At 60.0% G+C, this 19,885-nt stretch carries 20 protein-coding genes; 7 read left to right on the top strand and 13 right to left on the bottom strand.

The window, feature by feature from the left end; genetic code table 11:
- Positions 1–32: 32 nt before the first annotated feature.
- Together QMK54_RS04915 and QMK54_RS04910 are read right to left on the bottom strand one after the other, a co-directional pair.
- Positions 33–2,036: a DUF1302 domain-containing protein gene (locus QMK54_RS04915; RefSeq protein WP_110661913.1), complete on the bottom strand. Its 2,004-nt coding sequence runs from the start codon at positions 2,034–2,036 to the stop codon at positions 33–35.
- Positions 2,037–2,160: 124 nt separating this feature from the next.
- Positions 2,161–2,727, bottom strand: coding sequence for an RBBP9/YdeN family alpha/beta hydrolase (locus tag QMK54_RS04910; RefSeq protein WP_110661912.1), 567 nt, complete (start codon positions 2,725–2,727; stop codon positions 2,161–2,163).
- Between the two features lie 355 nt (positions 2,728–3,082).
- Between QMK54_RS04910 and QMK54_RS04905 the strand changes: the two genes are divergently transcribed.
- The 3 genes from QMK54_RS04905 to QMK54_RS04895 all read left to right on the top strand — a co-directional run bounded on the left by QMK54_RS04905 (position 3,083) and on the right by QMK54_RS04895 (position 6,632).
- The gene (locus QMK54_RS04905) at positions 3,083–4,120 is read left to right on the top strand and encodes an AraC family transcriptional regulator (protein WP_320402156.1); all 1,038 of its coding nucleotides are present in this window, start codon (positions 3,083–3,085) and stop codon (positions 4,118–4,120) included.
- 242 nt (positions 4,121–4,362) lie between these two features.
- Positions 4,363–5,973: a DUF2235 domain-containing protein gene (locus QMK54_RS04900; protein WP_320402155.1), complete on the top strand. Its 1,611-nt coding sequence runs from the start codon at positions 4,363–4,365 to the stop codon at positions 5,971–5,973.
- Between the two features lie 2 nt (positions 5,974–5,975).
- Complete coding sequence (locus tag QMK54_RS04895) at positions 5,976–6,632, top strand: DUF2931 family protein (RefSeq protein ID WP_320402890.1); 657 nt, start codon at positions 5,976–5,978, stop codon at positions 6,630–6,632.
- 111 nt (positions 6,633–6,743) lie between these two features.
- On the opposite strand, the gene QMK54_RS04890 is transcribed toward QMK54_RS04895, so the two are convergent.
- The 9 genes from QMK54_RS04890 to QMK54_RS04850 form a co-directional block, all read right to left on the bottom strand.
- Positions 6,744–7,754, bottom strand: a complete 1,011-nt coding sequence (locus QMK54_RS04890) for a YeiH family protein (RefSeq protein ID WP_320402154.1) — start codon at positions 7,752–7,754, stop codon at positions 6,744–6,746.
- Complete coding sequence (locus tag QMK54_RS04885; protein WP_160387147.1) at positions 7,751–8,077, bottom strand: Rieske (2Fe-2S) protein; 327 nt, start codon at positions 8,075–8,077, stop codon at positions 7,751–7,753. The genes QMK54_RS04890 and QMK54_RS04885 overlap by 4 nt, the downstream gene beginning before the upstream one ends.
- Complete coding sequence (locus QMK54_RS04880; protein WP_223594191.1) at positions 8,074–8,736, bottom strand: DsbA family protein; 663 nt, start codon at positions 8,734–8,736, stop codon at positions 8,074–8,076. Before QMK54_RS04880 ends, QMK54_RS04885 begins: the two co-directional genes overlap by 4 nt.
- On the bottom strand, positions 8,733–10,064 hold the full coding sequence (locus QMK54_RS04875; protein WP_223594192.1) for an MFS transporter: 1,332 nt from the start codon (positions 10,062–10,064) through the stop codon (positions 8,733–8,735). The genes QMK54_RS04880 and QMK54_RS04875 overlap by 4 nt, the downstream gene beginning before the upstream one ends.
- A 92-nt stretch (positions 10,065–10,156) precedes the next feature.
- Complete coding sequence (locus tag QMK54_RS04870; RefSeq protein WP_223594193.1) at positions 10,157–11,209, bottom strand: 3-keto-5-aminohexanoate cleavage protein; 1,053 nt, start codon at positions 11,207–11,209, stop codon at positions 10,157–10,159.
- 88 nt (positions 11,210–11,297) lie between these two features.
- Positions 11,298–12,146 carry a TauD/TfdA dioxygenase family protein gene (locus QMK54_RS04865; RefSeq protein ID WP_223594194.1) on the bottom strand — a complete coding sequence of 283 codons (849 nt, stop codon included), beginning with the start codon at positions 12,144–12,146 and terminating at the stop codon, positions 11,298–11,300.
- 13 nt (positions 12,147–12,159) lie between these two features.
- Positions 12,160–13,140, bottom strand: a complete 981-nt coding sequence (locus QMK54_RS04860) for a quinone oxidoreductase family protein (RefSeq protein ID WP_008050013.1) — start codon at positions 13,138–13,140, stop codon at positions 12,160–12,162.
- Positions 13,141–13,247: 107 nt separating this feature from the next.
- Positions 13,248–13,511 carry a hypothetical protein gene (locus tag QMK54_RS04855; RefSeq protein ID WP_320402153.1) on the bottom strand — a complete coding sequence of 88 codons (264 nt, stop codon included), beginning with the start codon at positions 13,509–13,511 and terminating at the stop codon, positions 13,248–13,250.
- Between the two features lie 106 nt (positions 13,512–13,617).
- On the bottom strand, positions 13,618–13,983 hold the full coding sequence (locus QMK54_RS04850; RefSeq protein ID WP_320402152.1) for a hypothetical protein: 366 nt from the start codon (positions 13,981–13,983) through the stop codon (positions 13,618–13,620).
- Between the two features lie 322 nt (positions 13,984–14,305).
- Here QMK54_RS04850 and QMK54_RS04845 point away from each other — a divergent pair, with 322 nt between their 5' ends.
- A complete protein-coding gene (locus QMK54_RS04845) occupies positions 14,306–16,225 on the top strand; it encodes an alkaline phosphatase D family protein (protein WP_320402151.1) in 1,920 nt (639 codons plus the stop codon).
- Between the two features lie 2 nt (positions 16,226–16,227).
- On the opposite strand, the gene QMK54_RS04840 is transcribed toward QMK54_RS04845, so the two are convergent.
- Positions 16,228–17,316, bottom strand: a complete 1,089-nt coding sequence (locus tag QMK54_RS04840) for a hypothetical protein (RefSeq protein WP_320402150.1) — start codon at positions 17,314–17,316, stop codon at positions 16,228–16,230.
- A 95-nt stretch (positions 17,317–17,411) separates the two neighbouring features.
- On the opposite strand from QMK54_RS04840, the gene QMK54_RS04835 reads away from it, so the two are divergent.
- The 3 genes from QMK54_RS04835 to QMK54_RS04825 all read left to right on the top strand — a co-directional run bounded on the left by QMK54_RS04835 (position 17,412) and on the right by QMK54_RS04825 (position 18,608).
- Positions 17,412–17,894, top strand: coding sequence for an adenylate kinase (locus QMK54_RS04835; RefSeq protein WP_320402889.1), 483 nt, complete (start codon positions 17,412–17,414; stop codon positions 17,892–17,894).
- A gap of 208 nt (positions 17,895–18,102) precedes the next feature.
- Positions 18,103–18,357: a type II toxin-antitoxin system prevent-host-death family antitoxin gene (locus QMK54_RS04830; RefSeq protein ID WP_056728535.1), complete on the top strand. Its 255-nt coding sequence runs from the start codon at positions 18,103–18,105 to the stop codon at positions 18,355–18,357.
- Entirely contained in the window at positions 18,354–18,608 is a 255-nt protein-coding gene (locus tag QMK54_RS04825) for a Txe/YoeB family addiction module toxin (RefSeq protein ID WP_110662028.1), read from the top strand. Before QMK54_RS04830 ends, QMK54_RS04825 begins: the two co-directional genes overlap by 4 nt.
- Before the next feature lie 8 nt (positions 18,609–18,616).
- Here the strand turns inward: QMK54_RS04825 and QMK54_RS04820 are convergent, their stop codons facing one another.
- A complete protein-coding gene (locus QMK54_RS04820) occupies positions 18,617–19,792 on the bottom strand; it encodes an aspartate aminotransferase family protein (RefSeq protein WP_110662029.1) in 1,176 nt (391 codons plus the stop codon).
- Positions 19,793–19,885 lie beyond the last annotated feature (93 nt).

The raw sequence follows: 19,885 nt of genomic DNA, 5'->3' as shown, positions 1-19,885 counted from the left end.
CTCCTGCTTGCATTGAGCAAATCAGTGGTGAATCAGAATGTAGTTTTCATCGTCAGGTACACGGCGCCACGGTCCTCGGTCGTGGCACCACCTCCGGAGAAGGACGAGTAGCCCCCGGCGTAACAGGCGTAGTTTTCGTTGCCGCTGAAGGCGTTCGGGGTAGAGCCGTCACCGCCTTTCGGGCCGGTACTCACACCGCTGGTGTTGCACTTGTCGGTCTGGCCGAAGGAGTCCACGTACTTCAGGTCGACAAAGTATTTGTTGTACACAACGGCACCGACGCCCACGGCATAGTTGCCGGTGTCCTTGGCACCACCACCGGAGACCGGCGACACACCGTCGAGACCGACGTTGACCGACATCGGCGCGTTGAGGTCGACACCGGGGAACACCTGGTACCAGGTCGGTGTGAAGTTGACTGCCAGGCCCCAGTTGTCCCGGGTCGGCGCGTCGATGCCGCGATAGCTGTCCTTGCCCTTGTAGAGTGCTTCGTTCTTGCTATCGAGCTTGAGCAGGTTGCTGTAGTACAGCTCGGCAAGCACAGTCGCCTGATCGAACACCGGCGTTTTCGGCAGGGTCATCAGACCGTTGAGCGTCCAGTGCAGGGTGTCACCAGTGGCGCTCATGCTGTCGCCACGGCTCGGGGTGTCGTAGATCACACCCGTCGCGTCGGTACGCGCAGGCAGCAGGCCGAGGCCCTTGCCCAGGCCCAGCGGGCTGTTGGTGCTGACGATCGCCGGGATACTGGCCAGCGGCATGTTGTGACGGATGTTCAGGTCCGAACCGACGCTGATCCCGCCCACGTCCTTGGACAAGCTCAGGCCAAAGATCTTGATGTTGTCGGCATAGGCCAGTTGATAGGTGGCGGAATCCAGCGAGTTAAGGGTGTTGACCACCGCAGGCACTTGCCCTGCCGGACGGGTGCCGTTGGGGTTGGCCGAGGTAATGCCCCGGGCATCCAGCCAGGCTTGCGGGAGGATTTCCGAGGTTTCGCGGTAGTAGACGCCGAGGGTGCCATCCAGCCAGGCCGGCGACCACTTGGCCATGACGCCCCAGTCGCCGCTGCTGCCCGGAGTCAGGTCATGGCCACGACGCACGTTGGTCAACGCGTTGCACGGCGCCAGGCCACAACCCAGCGGGCTGCCAGGCACCACGGCGTTGGTGTTGCCGAGCAGGAAGGATTGCGCACCAAAGCCGACCAGGTCGGAACCACCGTAGTAGGTCCCGGCTTCCGGCAGACGCGCGGCATCCCAATCGAGGAAGTACTGGGCACCCACGGTCAATTCCGGATTGACGGTGAACGACATCGACAACTGGTTGCGCGGCACGAACAGTTCCTTGGCTTCGGTGCCAGGCGATGCGGCAAGCTTGGCCAGGTCGAGGCCGGACTGGCCGTAGCTGACCGAGTGCACCGGGTTGAGAATGGTCTCGCCCCAGAACACGTTGTGCTGACCGGCCTTGACGCTGAGCATCGACTCCTCGCCCACTTCGGTGCTGTAGAACACGAAGGCATCGAGGATTTCGCCCGAAGGACCGCTGTAGTAACGCTGGGCATAGTTGCTCAGGTGCGAGCTGCCATTGCCGACGTTGTCATGGGTGACCCCAGCCAGGCGCGGGTCGTTGGCGATCAGGCCCGACGTCGAGCCATTGCCGTTGACGAACGGGTTGGAGTTGGAACCGGTGTTGTCATAGGCCTTGTCGTACCAGGTGGCGGCGCTGACACGAAAGCCCATGGCGTTCTTGTAGACCACGTCCATTTCGGTCAACAGGTCGATACGGTTGGTGATGTTGGTGCCGGCCTTGCGGAAGTTGTAATCGCCGTCGTTATTGTTCGGCGTCCCCAACATGCGCTTGTCGGCACTTTCGGTGCGCACGCCGTAGTTGTACTTGACGGTGTTATCCAGGCGCGCGGTCCAGTCCGGGTTACCCAGGTCGATCTCGACCCCATGGGCCAGCGGCGCGATCACGGCCAGAATGGCCGAGGCCAGCAAGGTGTAGCGTACGGTGGTGAAGCCGTGACTCTTATTGTTGTGCATTGCGTTGTCTCCGCCTTTTTGTATTTGTTTTAAGCGCAGCCGCCCTCACGCAAACCTCTTTGGGTTTACGTTTTAAGGAATGAGGGCAAATGCCGGTGGCGTACTGCCGGTCCAGCTCCTTGTACTAGCGGTCCAGCTCCAGGATGAGTGCTTCGGCTTGCTGCCAGTGGCCAAATCCTGCGGCCGGATTTAGGTGGCCGACATCGCCCAGATTGAGCAATTCGGCGCCCCAGCCTTCTGCCATGCGGGTGACCGCAGGCAGCGTGGCAAGGTGATCGTTGGTGCTGCCGGCCACGATGCTGCGAAATGGCAGCGGGCCTTGTGGCAGAGGATTCCAGCCCTGGTTACGCAGGGTTTCGGAAGATGGATAGTTTGCCGGCCAGACCGCATCGAGGTCCGGTGGCGCAGCCAGTAAAGCGCCCTTGATCGGGCGGCTGTAGTGCGCTGCCCAGTGCGCGACCATCAGCACACCGGCGCTGTGGGCCACCAGAATCACCGGGCCTTCGATCTGTTCGAGTTCGTGTTGAATTGCCCGCACACGGGCCATGCAATCGAGCTTGTCGGTCTCCAGTGGCGGGACGCTACGTACTTTGCCCAGCCGGGCTTGCAGCAAGGTTTGCCAATGTTCGGCCACGTGCTCGCGCAGACCCGGGACGATCAGAACGGTGGCGGCAGTTTGCAGTTTGTCCACGGTCAACACCTTCGCTTTCTCGATAACTCGACTGGCTGTTTTCGCCAGGGGCTTTTTGTAGGGTCGACATTAAAGTTCGCCCACCCGAAGCGCTTTACATTGGACGTCAGGCACTTTTCTTTTGATGACAAATTGTCGGACATCCGGACAGCTAGACCACTGGTCGAAAAACCCCGCAGGTTGGCGCAGGGTCACTGTAATCAACGGATGAACGCGGATGGCACCATGCAGCGCAGAGGATGGGTGAGCGCACAGCATGAAAACCATCAACGACATGACAACTGTTCAACTGTTGATACGCTGGATATAGTCGCCACGCTCACGCCAATCACCATCGGCCCAGGGAAGACTTTGCATGACCAAGCTTGTTCGCGCCGCCGTCTTGACCAACTACCTTGAGGTCACCCAGTACCTGGGTTTCAACCCGCGCGACGTGCTGGCCGCTGTCGGCCTGAGCAAGGCCCAACTGCAAGCCCCTGAACACCGTATCCAGATCGATGCCGCCGTCCGCTTGCTGGAAGACTCGGCCGTCGCCAGCGGCTGCCAGACCTTCGGCCTGAGCATGGCCGAGTCGCGCCAGCTCTCGGACTTCGGCGTGGTCAGCCTGCTGCTCAGCCACCAGCGCACCCTGCGCGATGCCTTGCAGGTGGTGGTGCATTACCGGCACCTGATGAATGACTCGCTGGCGATATTCATTGAAGAGGCCGGCAAGATGGTGATCATCCGCGAAGAGGTGGTCACCGAAACCCCGATGCCCAGCCGCCAGGCCACGGAGCTGGCCATCGGCGTGATGTTCCGCCTCTGCGCGGCCCTGCTCGGCTCACACTGGCACCCCTACAGCGTCAACTTCATGCACCAGGCACCGGACAACCTGCACCTGCACCGGCGTCTGTTCGGCTGCAAACTGGAGTTCGGCAGCGAGTTCAACGGCATCGTCTGCTCCGACGCCAGCCTCGACATGACCAATCCCAACGCCGACCCGGCGATGGCGCGCTACGCCCAGAGCTACCTCGACTCGCTGCAGGGCCACCAGGGCACCTCGATGCTCTTCGAAGTGCGCAAGGCCATCTACCTGCTCCTGCCCATGGGCCGCGCCACCATCGAACAGATCGCCCAAAGCCAGGGCATGAACGTACGCACCCTGCAGCGTCGTCTCAAGGACGATGGGTGTGCGTTCAATGACGTGATCAATGATGTGCGTCGCGATCTGGTGCTGCGTTATCTGGACAACCCGAATTATCCGCTGAGCCGGATTGCCGACATGCTGGGTTATTCGATGGCGAGTTCGTTTACGCGATGGTTTATCAGTCAGTTTGGAATGCCGCCGGCGGTGTGGCGGAGTTCGCAGAAACAAGGTGGGGCAAAACCTTCCTCGGATGGCAAAGAGTCTTGAACGCCGCGACCTTGCAGGCAACCTGACAAGCCACAACGCCAGGCTCAATACGCCCCATCCCCCGCTCTCCTTGGCTGAAGGCGTTTCTGACAGGTGCAGCCCACACCACTCACGCCCATATCCCACACGCTCTTCAGACCCGACTGGCTGCGCCTGCGCGCCCTCCGTCTGCATGCTTGTAGCCGTTGCAACTCGCTGATTTCACACCTAGGGACGGGCATTTCGCTGAAAGGCACGCACTCATGGAAAAGGATTTTGACGGCCACCACTGCGCCGTTTGCCGCGACCAAGCCAAGGCTCGCGCCCGGCGGCCCGCCCCGCCACCAGACCCGGTCGAGGAGCAACGCAAATACGATGAAATGCTGGTTCGCCGACGGGCCCGTGAAGAGCAGGTTATCCAGGCGTGGGAAGCCAAAGAGGCCCGGGAGGAAGCGGCGAAAATCAAGGTCACCTTGCGCATCGGAGTGTTTTTCGATGGCACCGGCAACAACCCATTCAATGTCGAACTGGGGCGTCGATGCGGGGCGCATCATCCGGTTTCGGCGCAGGACATGGAAGGGGCTTGCAAGCCGTATATGCGAGACCCTGAGGGCAGCTATGGCGGGGAAGTGACCAATATCAAGCGGTTGCATGAGTTGTATTTGGAGACGGCTACCCCAGAAGAAATCGTCCAGAAAAAGCAGGCATTCGAGAAGGTTTACATCGATGGCATCGGCACCACCCCGGGCGGGCAAGACCGTTTTTTGGGTATGGCGTTTGGACGGGGTGAAACCGGCATCGAGGCCCGGGTGTTTCAGGCATTCAGTGAAATCAAACAGAAATTATTCGGCTTTCACGATGACTACCCGAACATGCAGATCAGCGCCTTGGTCTTCGATGTCTTCGGTTTCAGCCGCGGTGCGGCCGCTGCCCGACACTTCGCCTGTTTATGCATGGCCGGAAGCAACAGCCCGCTCCAGGACACGTTGTACCTACCCAGCCGCCTGTTTGCCCGCGATTTCATCAAGGTGTTCGGTGAAGGGGTTAAGACAGGGTTTATAGGCCTGTTCGACTCCGTCGCTTCCGTAGGTGGCCTGAGTAACCTCGGCTATGTGCGCAGCCCGGCCGCACCCGGGGTCAAGTTGCATCTGCCGCCGCGCTACTTTCCTCATGTTCTGCAACTGGTAGCGCGGGACGAATACCGCGCCAATTTCGCTCTTAACAGCGTCGGTCCAGAGCACAAGGAAATCAGCCTGCCTGGGGCCCACTCGGACATCGGCGGGGGTTATCGCGATGAAGCCGAAGAGTGCGTATTACTGAACCCTCTGCAAGCACTGGACGTGGGCGCAACCACCGACGTCAAAACCACCTCAATCTATCGTGAGGCTGAGCGGGAACGGGTGAAGTGGCACGCCAAGGGTTGGCCACTGGAGATGCTGGAACTGGTGACGCCTGAGCCTGTCAGGTTGCCATCTGCCCCCAGAGAGCAGGGAGCACCGAAACAGAAACGGGTGTTCGTCGGCCTGCAGTTACGGCGCAAGGTCAGTGCAGGGCTGTCGCGGGTGTATTTGCGGGTAATGTGTGAGGCGGCCAAAAAACACGGTTGTGAGTTTTTGCCCTACCCAAACGAACCCGACACTCAGGTGCCCGAAGATCTGCAAAGTCTTTGTGCCCGTTTCATCGCTGGCGACTACAGCGTTGGCATTGCCGAAGTGCAGTTGCTGAAGCTGCGCTACATTCACCAGTCGGCGCACTGGAACCCTACTTTTCTGTCCGGACTTCGCACAACTCGATTTGAGCTGGCCTATGCCAACGTCCCCACGGCGGATGCCGTGCGGGTGCACCACCCTCATGTTCCAGAATGGACGCTGTAACCATGAAAATCCCATTTGTATTACTGACCCTGTTGGCGATAAGCGGGTGCCAGACTGCGGACCCGCTGTCCGCCAAAAATGACTACAAACTGCCATGGTGGGGCATTGGCTTCACCGAACCAGCCCACATGACGGTGTGGGTAGAAACCTCGGCCGTCGAAGACATCAAGGGTCGGACCTTTCATCATGTCGCAGCAGGAACAGCGGCCCGCATTACTCTTGAGAATGGCACTGAAAACGCCCGCGGCTGGTCGGGCGTCGGCCGGGGATCAATGCCCGTGACAGGTGCCGATCTGCCTAAACGTATTTTTGTACGCTGGCAATCGATCGTGGAACGCAAGACCTACGCCGGCTGGATCGATATCTCCGAGTCGACCCGCGACATCATGCGCAACGCAACGGCCCGGCGTTGCCACAAATACCCGGAACACAGCGCTAACCCAAGTGCGCTCCTGAATCTGGGGTTGGCGCCGGGCGGCATCATTCAGGTCTGGGCCCGGGACAACTGCTACCACGCTAACAAAGTCGACCGCGGGCAAGTCGGTATCGAGCCACTGGGTCCTTATCTTGGAAAAAACAAAGGACGCTACGCCTGGGAAATCAAAGACTCCTCCCAACGCTACATCGATCGCTTCGGCATTCCCTATGGCAGTTGGTGATCTATGCCCCCCAACATCCACAGCCAAAAAAAACGGCGACTGCTGGTACAGTCGCCGCGAAGAGCGCGATGTGGAACGCACATTCCCACAGGTGTAGTGTTCGACTGGAGGCTAGAGCCCCCAGCGCAGCAACAGCAGGACCAGCACGACGAGGAACACCGTCTCCCCGACCATCAGCAGAATCGGCTTGATACCGACCGCTGCCAGCTCCCTGAGCCGGGTCTTCATGCCCAGTGCACTGATGGAAATCACCAGGCACCAGCGCGACAACTCATTGACCCCGCCTTGCACCGCCGGCGCGATCCAGCCGGTGCTGTTGATGCAGGCCAGGATCAGAAAGCCGACGGCGAACCACGGCAACAGTGGCGGACGCTTGCCGGTCGGGTCGGCGCCTTGCATGCGGGTGATCATCGCGGCAGTGACGATCACCGGCAGGAGCATGGCAACTCGCATCAGCTTAACCACGGTGGCGGTGTCACCGGTCTCGGTCGACATGCCGTAGCCGGCGCCGACCACTTGGGCGACGTCGTGGATGGTGGCCCCGAGGAACACCCCGGCCACTTGCGGTGAAAGCGATAGCCAGTTGGCAATCATTGGATAGACGATCATCGCCAGGGTCGACAACGCCGACACGCCGATCACCGTGAACAAGGTCGCGCGCTCTTTCTGCGGATGGTTCGGCAACGCCGCCGCCAGTGCCAAGGCTGCCGAGGCGCCGCAGATCGCCGTGGCGCCACCGGTGAGCATGCCGAACAGCCGCGAGAAACCCAGAAACTTCGCGGCGATCACAGACACGCTGATGGTCACCACCACCAGGATCACCACCAGCGCTATCGGCTTCCAGCCCAGCGCCGCCATTTGTTCCAGGGTGATGCGCATGCCCAGCAGCGCCACGCCGATGCGCAGCACGGTACGGGCGGTGAACTCGACACCGGCCTTGCACGGGCCGTCATCGGCGAGAAAATTCAGGGCCATGCCCAGCAGCAAGGCGAACAGCATGACCGGCGCACCGTAGTGCTCGGACAGGAACGAGGCGGCGGCGGCCACGATCAGACTGACGATAAACCCCGGTGCCAGTTCGCGCGTGCGACTGTGGATACGGGTGAGAGCAATGGCGCTCATGGCGCGGACTCCTCGGTTGCGATGACGATAAACGCCTGGCCGTCGATGATCTCGACCGGGTAGTTGGTGACTTTGACCTGCCTTGAATTGAGCAGGTAGCCGCTGTGCAAATCGAAGCGCAAACCATGGGCGAGGCATTGAATCACCCGGCCTTCAAGACGCCCTCCGCATAGCGAAGAGCCCTGATGCGGACAGCTGTCGTCGATGGCGAACAACTGCCCGTCGACGTTGAACAGCGCCAGGCTTTTGTCTTCGAATTCGAACAGCGCCCGGCCACCGGCCGGCGGGTATTTGCCGGCCGGTACGGGAATGCGCCGGGTCATGCTGGCTGCCGCTCGCGCTCACTTTCCTTGAGGGCTTCGTTCATGGCCCCGAGCAGCGCCTGGGCCGGTTGCGCACCGATCACGGTCAAACGGCCGTCGAACTGAAAGCTCGGCACGCCGCTGGTCGCGCCGGGGGGGCCTGCAAATGGCGTGGCGTCGCCCTTCAGGCAATCGACCAGTTCGTCCGTGGCGATGCCGCAGGAGCGGGCAATGGCGAGCAGGGTCTCACGGCAACCGAGGTTTTCGCGTCTCAGGAAATAAGCGGCGAACAGTCGCTCGAGCAGCATTTCACGCTGACTGGCATTGCCCAGTGTGCTGGCACGCGCGAACAAACGATGGGCGTCCGCGGTGTTGGGCATCGTCTCGATGCGACTGAGGTCAATGGCCAGGCCCACCGCACTGGCAGCCTGCTGCACCTGTTTCTGGCGCATGGTCATGGCATCGGCATTGCCCAGGCGCTTGCGGTAGAAATCGGCGAAGGGCTCACCCTCTACCGGTATCTGCGGCAGCAACTGCACGCCATGCCACACCGTGGTGATCTGCACGTCCGGATGGCGGCTGCGAAACTGCACTTGCGCATGCTCCAGTTGGCGTTTGCCGATCAGGCACCACGGGCAGATAAAATCGAAAAACACATCAATACGTAAACGACGACTCACAACTTCACCTCTATCCCGGCTTCAACGATAGGGTCAGGCACGCTCTGACCCTGAAGGCGGGCAATATCTTTGTGGTAATGACACTTGGCATAAAAGAACACCGCTGCCGCCGCGAGGCTGACCAGTGGCACCAGTTGAAACGCGGCATGCAGACCGATCAGGTCGGACACCCGACCGGTGAGGAACGGCCCCGGTGCCAGCCCGAGCATGTTGTTGGCCAGGGTCAGCGTGGCGAACGCGGTACCGTGCACCGAGTAATGGGTCAGGTTGGCAACCATCGCACCGGCGGGGCCCGTGGTACCCGTGGCAATCAACATGCCCAGGCAGATCAGCAGCAGTTGCACCGGTCCGGCCTGCAAGGCAAACGCTGCCGACAGCAGCAAGCAACTGCCCAGGCAAAAACCGATGGCCAGGCTGACCTTGCGCTCCGGCGAGTTGCGACACAGGCGATCACTCAACATGCCGCACAGGATCATCCCCGCGCCGCTGCACAGCACAATGATCGCCGCCATGCCGCCGGCCTTGTCGGTGGGCATGTCGTAGTAGCGGTTGAGGTAGCTGGGAATCCACACCATCACCGTACCGCCGACGAACAACTGCAAACCGCTGGCGACGTAGGTCGCTACCACCGAACGGCTGGACCACAGGGTGCGCAGCGGACGCTTGACCGCGGCAGCCGTCTTGTTCGCAATCTGCGCGGCACGTTGTGGCGCAATGCGCGCTTCCTTGACGATCAGCGGATAGAGCACCGCCAGAAACAGGCCAAACAGCGACATGCCGGCGAACGACCAGCGCCAGCCCAGCTTGGCGGCAATCGCACCGCCCAAAGCCATGCCCAACACCGAACCGAACATCCCGCCGGCCATGAAGGCGCTGGCCAGGGTGGCGCGCATGTTTTTGGGGAACACCGAAATCACCACCGCGATACCGACGCTGCCGTAGGCCGCTTCGCCGACGCCGACCATGAACCGCGCGATGAACATCTGCTGGTAGTCCTGCGCCAGCGCGCAACCGAGGGTCGCCACGCTCCAGAGGAACGCCATCAGCGCCAGGCTCTTGACCCGGCCGAAGCGGTCGGCCATCAACGACAGGGGAAACGTCAGCAGGCCGACCATCAGGGCGACGATGCCGCTGAGCAGACCGAGCTGTCCGTCGCTCAACGCCCACTCAGTCTTGAGCAGCGGGAATACCGCGTTCAGCACCTGACGCGACATGTAATCGGAAATCAACAGGCCGAACGTCAAGGCAAAGACGATCCAGGCATATTGGCGCGCAACGCCGACGCAGCTTGCGTCGTCATCGTCAGCGGCGATTGGGTGAAAGGCCATGCAGCCTCCTCAAGAGCTTTGTTTTATTTTTGTTATCAAGCGTGTAACGGTCAGGCAGACGAGAGGTCACGGCCTCTCGTCCCGACCCTCGGTCAACCGCGTTGCGGAGTACCTTTCTGCCCAGCCTTGCGGTTGGGGGCCATGCCGTTGGCCAACAGGGTTTCTTCGATGGTTTCGTACTGCACGCCGATGCGGTAGATCTCGCGGGCCTCTTTGCCGGTGGCGATTTCACGGCCCAGTTCATGGGCAATGCGCACGGTTTGCTGGATCTGGGCAACGGAACCGAAACGGTCGCCCTTGTGGTCAATGATAGTGTCTTCGTTGCCTACACGCGGGTGCATGCCCATGGCCATCGACATGGTGTTGAACGGCATGACGTTTTTCAGCAGCGACTCGGAGGTCAAGGTGCAACCGTCCGGCGCGCGGTGAATGAAGTTGAAGAAGTTGAACGGGTTCGGGCCGTCGAAACCGCCGCCGATGCCGATCCAGGTCAGGTTCAGCGGGCCTTTGTAAACGCCACGACGCACCAGGCGCTCGAGGGTTTCCAGGGCGTGCATGCCGGTCAGCTGGAAGTGCGGCTGGATGCCGTTGTCCATCAGGCGCTTGAGGTGCTCGGCAACCCAGGCTGGGCCGGCCGGAACGGTCATTTCGCTGTAGGCAGCGTGGATCATCGGGTTGTCCAGGGAGGTGCCTTTCAGGTACTCCGGGTACAACAGCTCCATGATGTTCATCTGGGTGGTGTTGATCGCCACCGTGACCTGATCCGGTTTCGGCGTCAGCTCGGCCAGCATGTGACGGGTGTCGTCGGACAGCCACTTGGCCGCTTCGCCGTCACTTTCCGGGGCGAAGGAAATCGAGCCGCCGACCTGGATGATCATGTCCGGCACGGCTTCACGCACACCGGCGATCAGCTCGTTGAATTTCGACAGGCGCTTGGAGCCCTTGCCGTCCAGTTCGCGCACATGCAGGTGCAGCACGGTGGCGCCGGCTTCATAGCAATCGACCGCCTTCTGGACTTGCTCGTCCATGGTCAGCGGGATGTCTTCCGGGAAATCTTCCGGCATCCACTCCGGGCCGTACGGGGCCACGGTAATGACTACCTTATCCATGTTTTCCGGGTGCAGGGAATCGTCGAAGAATTGCATGATCTACTCCAGTTCTTATGATTGTCCCGCCCACCCGGGGTCGTGCCGGGCAGGCGTGTTTACGAGTGCGAATGCAGGTGGCGTTCGATCAGAACGTCTTGTCGCCGATGATCCCGGCGCGATCCATCTTGCGATGGCACGGCGGGTAATCCATGACGGCGTAGTGCTGGGTACTGCGGTTGTCCCAGATGGCGATGCTGTTCGGCTTCCAGCGCCAGCGCACCTGATACTCGGGGATGTACGCCTGGCTGATCAGGTAGCGCAGCAACTCGCCGGCGCCGGGATTGGCGTCCTGGCCAAAGCGCACCCGCTCAGGCGTGTGGTAGTTGCTGAGGTGAGTGGCGAAGGCGTTGACGAACAGCACCTTCTCGCCGGTTTCCGGGTGAGTGCGCACCACCGGGTGCTCGGCATCCGGGAATCTCTCCCTGAGTGCCAGGCGTTTTTCGATCGGCATGGCGGCGCCGAAGCTGGCTTCGATGCTGTGGCGGGCACGCAGGTCGGCGATCTTCACCTTCACGTCTTCGGGCAAACGCGCGTAGGCCTCGACCATGTTGGCCCACATGGTGTCACCGCCCACCGGCGGACACTCCAGGCAACGCAATACGCAGCCCATCGGCGGAGCATCACGCCAGGTGGCGTCGCTGTGCCAGGAGTTTTCGTAGCGGTCTGCCGGCTGGTCCGGACGCTTGTAGATTTGCACCAGACCCGGATGCTCCGGATCGCTGCCGGCCACCGGATGATCCTCCAGCTCGCCGAAACGCCGGGCGAAGGCCACGTGCTCGGCGCGGGTGATGTCCTGATCACGCAGGAACACCACGCGGTGCTTGAGCAACTGGGCGCGGATCTCGGCAAACAGGCCGTCGTCATGCACGGCGTCGGCCAGGTTGACGCCGATCAGTTCGGCGCCAATGCTGCAGGTCAATTGTTCGACTTTCATGGCTGGTAGCTCCTTAAACGACGAAAATCGACGAGCCCGTGGTCTTGCGAGATTCAAGGTCGCGATGGGCCTGCACGGCATCCTGCAAGGCGTAGTGCTGGTTGATCTCGATCTTGATCCGGCCGCTGCCGACGTGGTCGAACAGTTCGCCGGCCAGGGCGGCTTTTTCCGCAGGGTCGCTGATGTAGTTGGCCAGGGCCGGACGGGTCAGGTACAGCGAACCTTTCATCGCCAGCATCACCGGGTCGAACGCCGGGATCGGTCCGGATGCGGTACCCACGCAGACCATCAGGCCACGGGGCTTCAACGAATCCAGCGAGCCCATGAAGGTGTTCTTGCCAACGCTGTCGAACACCACGTTGACGCCCACGCCGTCGGTCAATTCGCGAACGCGAGCGGCGACGTCTTCATGGCTGTAGTTGATCGTATGGTCGCAACCGTGAGCCCGGGCGATTTCCGCCTTTTGCTCGGTCGAAACCGTGCCGATCACGTTCAGGCCCAGCAGTTTGGCCCACTGCGAAACGATCAGACCGACACCGCCAGCGGCGGCGTGCAACAGGATGCTGTCACCCGGTTTGAAGTCGTAGATGCGACGCATCAGGTACGAGGAGGTCAAACCGCGCATGGTCATCGCGGCAGCGGTCTCGAAGCTGATGGTTTCCGGCAGCTTGATCAGCGGCGCGGCCGGGATCAGGCGCTCGGTGCTGTAGGCGCCGAGGGTGTTGAGGAAACCGGTGTAGGTGACGCGATCACCGACTTCGACGTTGGTCACCCCTTCACCAACGGCCTGGACCACGCCAGAGGCCTCGACGCCCATGCCGTTGGGCATCGGAATCGGGTAGGTACCGTTACGGAAGTAGGTGTCGGCATAGTTCAGGCCGACTGCCACATGACGAAGCCGAACCTGGCCTGGACCGGGTTCGCCGACTTCGACGTCCTCATAACGTAGAACTTCGGGACCACCGGTTTCGTAAAAGCGTACGGCTTTGGCCATTTTTCTTATTCTCCAATCTGCAATATGGGCGTGTTGCATCGAATTGCGCTGATTGGACTGTAGGACGAGGCCTGTTGAGACGCTTCTCATCAGACGACAATGGCTTTTCATTTCGTGACAGGTGAGGTGGCGCCCTCCTTTGTGTCAGGGGCCTGCTCTCCGGCTTTCTCGCCAGCGGCAGGTGTCGAGGGGTTGGTGAACCCTGCCTTGGCGTTTTCAGCCTTGGTCTTGTGGATATCGCAGCCCTGCAACTCACTCATCTGGGTGCAGCCGGACTTCTCCAGTTGCTTGCGGTATTTGTCATTGATGGCATGGGCCGGGGATTGGGCTAACAGCAAAATGGCCAGGGCTGGGAGGAGGATTTTGTTCATTTCATGCTGCTCGAGGTCGGGAAGGATACCAGCGGATTGTAATGGACCGATTCATCATAAAGAATTGGGTGGCTGCGAAAAACACCACCCAATGGTTATTTCAAGTTTATTCGTACTTTTTCACCACCAGGTCAAAACTCACGGACTTTTTCTTTGTAGTTTCACCTTTCAGCAGGCTTTCCAAACAATCATCGCGGAGATCTTTAATCACCTCGGCATCCGACATTGCATTCGAAGAATATATTTGAGCCTCAGCGCTGATCATTATCCAATCATGGTGTTGATTATCTCTCGCAAGTTTCTCAGTAAGAGCGGCAAGCTCCAAGCCTTTTGAACTTTTCTTAAGAAGCGTTCCTGAATCCTCTACGAGTTTTTGTTTCTCCGAGTTCGATAAGCTCGACATTTTACGTTCTGCAAACACCAAATATAACTCTGATCTACCCTGACTAACAGAATCGAGTTCCTCCTTCATTTTACTACTCAACTCAGCTAGTTCAGGGCCAGTGCAGCGAAAACGTATTTCCTGTGAAGGCGTACTAACCCTTGACATCCCCATGTAACCAACTCTCCCTTGAGAAACTTAAAATTACGTTTTCACCACCATTAAAAATAGCGGACCAACTTAAACCTATGGCACCAGACAATATTCATCTGTAAAAAAACGCTCATTTCTTTACATCATTCATCTTCTGGCTCAGGCATCCCCTTCCCCAAACAGCCAGTAATGCTTAACAGGCAACAGAAACCATCTGCGGTATCATCGCCCGCCTGTGCGCCAAGAGCCTTGACCCTGGATGTCCGTACCCTTGCAATTGCCTGAACATCAAACCTCATTGCCACCGGTCCTCGCCGGCCCGCTGCTGCGGCGGCTGGAGCCAACGCGCCTGGTGTTGTGGCTGGTGGGATCGCGCGCCCTGGCGTTGACCCTGCGCTTGCAGGGCCGCGTCGACATCCGACTGGATACCGGGCAGTGCACGGTCATTGCGATAGGCGGCCATGCCTTCGTGCATTTGATCGATGTCTCGCTGGACGCCGCCCTGCCCTGTGACGAACCTATCGAATACGACCTGCTGCTGGAAAACGGCAAAGGTATCGCCGATTGGGCGCCGCACCTGCTGTATGGCGATGCGGGTTGCCCGAACTTCGTCCTGCGCTCTCGCATCGATCAACTGCTCCATGGCTCCTGTCGCAAGCCTCATCATCCGGCGACCGACGGTTTGCTGTGCGTCGACGCCCTGCTCGCGCAGGAACACCAAGCCACGGACCGCCCGGCACTGCTGATGATGACCGGCGATCAGGTCTACGCCGACGATGTGGCAGGGCCGATGTTGCGGGCGATTCACGCCTTGATCGAGCGCCTGGGTCTGTACGGGGAGCATCTCGAAGGTGCCGTGGTCAGCGACAGTGCCAAGCTCTATGAGCACCCGGCCAGTTACTACCACCGTGCCGATCTGCTGCCGGCGCTGCAAAGCAATGAAACCCTGCGCGAGCGTTTTTTCGGTGGGGCGCGCAAGCCGATTTTCACCAGCAGCAGTGCCGACAACCACCTGGTGACCTTCGCCGAAGTCATGGCCATGTACTTGCTGGTCTGGTCGCCAACGCCCTGGACCCTGATCGCGCCCCAGGCCCCCACACTGACGCCGGAAAGACTGCAGCGTTACGCCCTTGAGCAGACGCGCATCGATGCCTTCAAGGCCGGCCTGGGCAACGTCGCCCGGGCTATGGCGTATCTACCGACGCTGATGATTTTCGACGACCACGACATCACCGATGACTGGAACCTTAGCGCGCAATGGGAGGAAACGGCCTACGGCCATCCGTTCTCGCGGCGCATCATCGGCAACGCGCTGCTGGCGTACATGCTGTGCCAGGGCTGGGGCAACAATCCGGATGCGTTCGGTGCAGTGCTGGAAAAGGCCGGTGCATTGAGCGCCAGCACACACGACAGTCACCTCGACTGCTCGGTTCAGGATGACTTGATCGATGACCTGCTGAAGTTTCAGCATTGGCATTACGTGCTGCCGACTACCCCCGCCATCGTGGTGATCGACACCCGCACCCGGCGCTGGCGCAGCGAAATGAACCTCAAGCAGCCGTCCGGCCTGCTCGACTGGGAAGCCCTCAGCGAACTGCAGCAGGAACTGCTGGACCATCCCAGCGCCATCATCGTTTCACCGGCGCCGATCTTCGGCGTCAAGCTGATTGAAACGGTGCAGCGGGTATTCAGCTGGTGCGGTTATCCACTGCTGGTGGACGCGGAAAACTGGATGGCCCATCGCGGCGCGGCGCAGGTGATCCTGAACATTTTCCGACACTCGCGCACACCCGGTAACTACGTGGTGCTGTCGGGCGATGTGCATTACTCCTTCGTCTACGAAGTGCTGATTCGCCACCGCAAGGCCGGGCCGCGCATCTGGCAGATCACCAGCAGCGGCATCAAGAACGAATTCCCCGCCACCCTGCTCGAGTGGTTCGACCGCCTCAACCGCTGGCTGTACTCGCCACGCTCGCCGCTGAACTGGCTGACCAAACGGCGGCGCATGCGCATCGTTCCCCACGTGCCCGAACACGCCGAAGCCGGTGAGCGGCTATGGAACTCGGCGGGCATCGGCCAGGTGTTTTTCAATGACCTGGGGCAGCCGCAGACGATCTATCAGCACAACTCGAATGGCTCGCCGAAGACCCGGATGATTGCCCCCGAGCACAATGACTGAAGCTATTGGCGATAACACGCCAGGCCATTGCCCAGGTCCACCGCCAGGCAATCGCCCTTGACCTCCAGCTCCAGGGTTTTGAAGACCCCGGACAAATCGCGCATCTGTGTGGGGTTGACGCGTTCGTCCCACATCAGGTCGATTGCCCGGCTGTCTGCCGCGACCTCGAACCATTGCGGGCTCTGATCGTCGCTCAACTTCACACCGAGTCTTTTCAGGGCCTTGCCCGCCGGAGCCGGCATGAGCAATTGCGCTTGCCGTGAATCGGTCCAGCGCTGGGTTTGCTCCGAACCGTCATCGAACGACCAATAGATATCCACAGGCTTGATCGCCGGCGGTTCGGCGGTCACTCCGTAGATCAGGGTCAGGATGTAGTTGTGATCAATTTGCGCGAGCGCTTTGGGGGCATTGCGAAAAAACTGTTGCGACTGTGCCAGGCCAAGCTGATCCGGTTGCCCATAAGTCATTTGACCGGTCGCGCGATCAACCTTCCAGCTCAAGGAAAGCGTGCGGGTCACGGGGTCGATGGCAAACCATTGTGGCGGTTGCTCGGCACTGCTTTGCAAACCGATGCGGGTCAGGGTTCGCTGTTCGGAAAACGGCAAGTACAGCTGTCGACCCACCGCGTTGTTCCACAACAGCTGGCTGGCCGGTCCCTGGTTGAACTCGAAGGTCACCATCACCGGGGCGATGCTCGGCACGGGGCTGGAGCGGGCGTAACGCAGGTTCAGCACATAGTGGTTTTGCGCCTGCTTGTACATGTCGCCACCGTCGGGCTGATGCGCATCTTGCAGGTCTGCCAGACTGTGGGTACGGCTTAAATTGAACAGCAGGTTTTCGGCGGGCGGTTCGACGGCGTCACTGGTCAATGTCAGGGTATCGTCGACCTGCTTCCAGTGACCCTTGGCGGAACCTTCGGCTCCGGCGTACTCGATGAAGGCTTCAAAAGTGTTATCAGGCTCCAGCACCAGCTTGGAGTCGACTTCCCTGGCCTGCAGCGTGTAATTCCCGGCAATGCCCGGCTTCTCTGTCGCAACATTTACGCCTGAAACCATGCCCAGCATCATCAACAACAGAATTCGAATCCACACTGATGGAGCTCCTTTCCCTTGAGTGAGCGTCGATTCTGCGGGTTCACCCGGCGGGACTCCAGCGAATGAAGATGAAATGTCGCAATGCGCAGGACCTGGATCTGACGCGAACCCTGATCATCGGTAATTCCGGGTCCGGCAAGAGCTGGCTGGCCGCACGCCTGGCCGGCCACCTGCAAGTGCCATGGGTCGATCTGGATAAGATTCACTGGCTGTCCGACGAACACAGCATCCCCCGCCCCCGCGCCGAAGCATTGGCCATGGCGCGGATCGCGGCCGACGAGCAGCACTGGGTAATCGAAGGAGTTTACGGCTGGATCGCCAGCGAAGTCCTCCATCGGGTCACGGCGTTGATCTGGCTGAGCATCGGGGACGAGGAATGCCTGGCCAACATTCACCAGCGAGAAACACAGGATAACGAACGGTTGGTGGCATTGCTGGAGTGGGCTGGCAGCTACCGCAAGCGTGATGATTCAAGTGGATTTGCTGCGCACCAGCGACTTTTCGAGGGGTTTTGCGGCGCGAAAATCCGATTGGCGGATCGAAAGGAAATCGCGACGCTGATTCATCACCTGTAAGTTTGCGCAGCTTTGGTCGAACACAAACCCAATGGATGGCATGTCACTCAGAATGGGATTACATCTGTCACGCAAACGTCCCGAGGAACATTCGGCGATACTCGATACAGACGTGGCTGCACTTTCCACGTAACAACCACTCGTAGGTATCGCCTTGCTAACATGTACTCATTTCTGTACGTTCTCTGCATCAAGCGAGGACAATCACATGGAAACCATCAACTACACCAACGCTCGGGCACACCTGGCGCAAACCATGGACCGGGTGAATGAAGATCGCGCCCCGCTACTGGTAACCCGTCAGAAAGGCGAGCCGGTAGTGATGATGTCATTGGCCGAATACAACGCTCTCGAAGAGACAGCCTATCTGCTGCGCTCCCCCGCCAACGCTGAACGCCTGATCAAATCAATCGGTAACCTGCGAGCCGGCAAAACCAAAACCAGGCAACTGATTGAAGAATGAATATCGAGTTCACTCCGGAAGCCTGGGACGATTATCTCTGGTTCCAGCAGAACGATAAGGCCGGGCTCAAACGTATCAACCTGTTGATCAAGGCTATCAGGCGTGAGCCTTTCGACGGTCTGGGAAAACCCGAACCGCTCAAGCATAACTTGAGCGGATTCTGGTCACGCCGGATTACGGCTGAACATCGTCTGGTCTATGCCGTTGAAGACGGCGAAATACGCGTCGTGATGTGCAGATACCATTACTGAGCAGAACTTCAGCCCTCTTTCACCACACCACTCACCCCCCTGACAATCATCTCCACCTCCCGCTCATCAAGAGTCAACGGCGGCAGCAGGCGAATGGTTTTCCCCCGAGTGACGTTGATCAGCAAGCCATGATCCCGGGCAGCGATCAGGCTCAGGTCGCGGATCGGTTGCTTGAGCTCGATGCCGATCATCAAACCCTTGCCACGAATCACCAACACGTTCGGATTGCCCGCCAACTCTGTGCGCAATCTATCGAGCAAGTGCTCCCCCTGACGCCGGGCGTTTTCCAGTAGCCCTTGTTCTTCAACGATCTCCAGCACGGTGCAGCCGACCCGACAGGCCAACGGATTGCCGCCGAACGTGCTGCCGTGACTGCCCGGCGTGAACAGTTCAGCCGCCTTGCCACGGGCCAGGCAAGCGCCAATGGGCACGCCGTTGCCCAGGCCCTTGGCCAGGGTCATGACGTCCGGGACGATGCCTTCGTGCTGGAACGCGAACCACTGGCCGGTGCGGCCGATGCCGGTCTGGATTTCATCGAGCATCAACAGCCATGAGCGCCGGTTGCACAGTTCGCGCACGGCCTTGAGATAACCCGGTGGTGCGAGTTGCACGCCGCTTTCGCCCTGGATCGGCTCCATCAACACCGCCACGATCCGCGAGCCAAAGGCCTGTTGCACCTTGTCCAGTGCTTCGAGGTCGCCGAACGGCACTTTGACGAAATCCCCCGGCAGCTGGTTGAACCCCAGGCGCACTGCCGGGCCATCGCTGGCCGACAAGGTGCCGAGGGTGCGGCCATGGAACGCGTTCTCCATGACCACCACCAGCGGCTGCTCGATGCCTTTGTGCCAGCCATGCAGCCGGGCGATTTTCAGTGCGGTTTCGTTGGCTTCGGCCCCGGAGTTGTTGAAAAACGCCCGGTCCATGCCCGCCAGCCGGGTCAATTTCTGCGCCAGCCGTTGCTGCCAATCGATGCTGTAGAGGTTCGACGTATGCAGCAGCAAGCCGGCCTGCTCGGTAATCGCCGCAACGATTTTCGGGTGGGAGTGGCCGACATTGGTCACCGCCACACCGGCGACCGCATCCAGGTATTCGCGCCCAGCCTGATCCCACAGGCGAGTGCCCAGGCCCTTGTTGAAACTCAAGGCCAGGGGTTGGTAAGTGCTCATCAGGCAGGCGGCGGTCATGACATCAAGCTCCAGCAAGGGTCGGTGTTTTTGCAGTATGGTTAGCCACCAGAGCTGGATAAACAGCGAAAAACTTCAATCATTTAAAAGAAG

The sequence above is a fragment of the Pseudomonas sp. P5_109 genome, assembly GCF_034009455.1.
Lineage (GTDB): Bacteria > Pseudomonadota > Gammaproteobacteria > Pseudomonadales > Pseudomonadaceae > Aquipseudomonas.
Note: the sequence above shows the minus strand (reverse complement) of the source record. Positions and strands in the feature narration are given on the sequence as shown.